Annotated in this window: 2 protein-coding genes; both read right to left on the reverse strand. The window is 67.1% G+C overall.

All coding sequences use genetic code 11. The features are described 5' to 3' along the window. Positions 1 to 1,671: recombinase family protein (locus tag DS837_RS31725; protein ID WP_149168386.1), on the reverse strand; the 1,671-nt coding region annotated here is incomplete at its 3' end. Then, positions 1,664 to 1,855 carry a hypothetical protein gene (locus DS837_RS31730; RefSeq protein WP_149168387.1) on the reverse strand — a complete coding sequence of 64 codons (192 nt, stop codon included), beginning with the start codon at positions 1,853 to 1,855 and terminating at the stop codon, positions 1,664 to 1,666. The genes DS837_RS31730 and DS837_RS31725, both read right to left, overlap by 8 nt. Between the last annotated feature and the right edge of the window lie 156 nt (positions 1,856 to 2,011).

Raw genomic sequence — 2,011 nt, forward strand, 5'->3', positions numbered from 1 at the left:
ATGACCGCCTCGACAATGTTGCCAATTATCGCCCGCGGGGGACGTTCCGCCGAAAGGGCTTTCGCCCCCCTCCAATGACGGCGGCGGTATGCGGAAGACGACGTTGACGTGATCGCCATCGATCTCGATCCGGCGAACCATGGCGCGAATGATCTCGCGCGTGCCGTTCCAGTCCAACTCCTCTAAGCTCTGGTGAACCTTGTCGGCGAAGTCCTCAAGGCGGCCAATGATCAGCGCCAGGTTGCTCTCCACTTCGGCGTCCTCGGCGGCCTTGCGTTGCTCCTCTTCGAGGCGCGACAAACGCTGCTTCATGCCGCCGATGCGTGGTTCGAACTCGGCGCGGTCGATGATCCCTTCCGCGTAGCCGTCGATGAGCCGGGCGATGCCGCGGCGCAGGCCGGTGATCTGATGGTCGAACCCAGCGACGACGTCGGCGCCACGCGGGCGATCCTGCACCTCGGCGAGTCGCCGCTCGTATTCGTGAGCCAGACGCTGCGGGTCTTCGAGCACGGCCCGGATCTCATCCCACACGGCCCGCTCAAGACGGTCGCTGCGCACGGAACGATTGTGACAGACCGCCTGCCCGGCGAAGCGGTGCGCATCGGTCCCCGGGCAACGGTAGTAGCCGTAGTCGGCGGGTTGCCGGCCACCGACCGTCCCGCGCGCCATCTTGCCGTAGAACGCGTACCCGCACTGTCGACAGATCACCAGCCCCTGCAACAACCACCCAGGCCGCCGGCGGCGTTCCCGGCGCCAGCGACGGTTTTCATCGAGTTGCGTCTGCGCCGCCTCGAACACCGCGGGATCCACCAGGGCCGGCATCGGAATCTCGATCCACTCCTCGCGTGGTACGGGAACGCGCGAGTTGGGATGGCGCGGTGGGTGCGGGTGCCCGCGCAGGGGCCGGAGGCGGGGCGCCGCCTGGACCGAATGCGAGCGGCCGAACACCGCCCGCCCGATGTAGGCGGTGTTGCGCAGCATCAGGGCAATGGTCGTGGCGTCCCACCGGGCCTTGCCGGTGCTGGTCGGCACCCCGGCTTCGTGCAACCGGCGGCACACCTCGCGCAGGCTCAGGCGATCCAGGCCGACCCAGGCGAACATCAGGCGCACCCAGCGGGCCTGGTCGGTAACCACCTCGACACGCGCCACCCCACCGCCTTCGTCTTTGGTGATGTAGCGATAGCCGAACGGGGCCTTGCCCAAGGCGCTGACCTGCCCGGTGCGGGCAGCGTGCCGACGTCCGCGTCGGCTGCGTTCCAGGATCTTGGCGCGCTCGTACTCGGCGATCATTCCCTGCACTTGGAGCAGGAGGTCGTCTTCCGCACTGGTGCCGATGGGACGGTTGATGAAGACGATTTCGGCCCCGGCCCGGCGGAACTCCTCGATGAGAAGGACCTGGTAGGCGTAGCGGCGCGCGAGCCGGTCCGGGGCATGGACGTAGACCTGATCGATGACGCCGGCCGCCACGGCATCGCGCAAGCGCTCCAGAGCTGGGCGCAGGAGCGTGGTGCCGCTGTAGCCCTCATCGACGAACTCGCCGGCAGGATCGATGGCCCGCCCCGCGGCGGCAATCCGCTCGCGCAAAGCGCCGAGTTGGCTGGCAATCGTGTTGTCACGGGTCTGCTGGTCGCTGGAAACCCGCGCGTACAGGGCAATCCGGGGCTCAGGCATGGTCACCCCTCCGTTTGATCGGTGCGACGACGGCGTCGGCATCCTGGTTTGAGACGTGCCGCACCCGACGGCGGGTGATCGGCACCAGATGGGTGTAGGCGTCGATCAGACACTGGGTGCTGATCCGCGTCGTCTCGAACGACACCTGGATCGTCAAGGGAACGGCTGTGCTGCGCCGGGCCATCGGCGCCTCCTTCGGCAGGTGCCCCCAGATCGGGCTGCCAACGAAGGTTCAACGGTAGGCGGCCGAATCCCTCTCGGTAACGGGGCCGCAAGCATTTACGATCAATCGCAACCGCCCATTCAAAGTCCAATTTGGCAACATTGTCGAGGCGGTCAT

Source organism: Azospirillum brasilense, from assembly GCF_008365405.1.
GTDB lineage: Bacteria > Pseudomonadota > Alphaproteobacteria > Azospirillales > Azospirillaceae > Azospirillum > Azospirillum brasilense_D.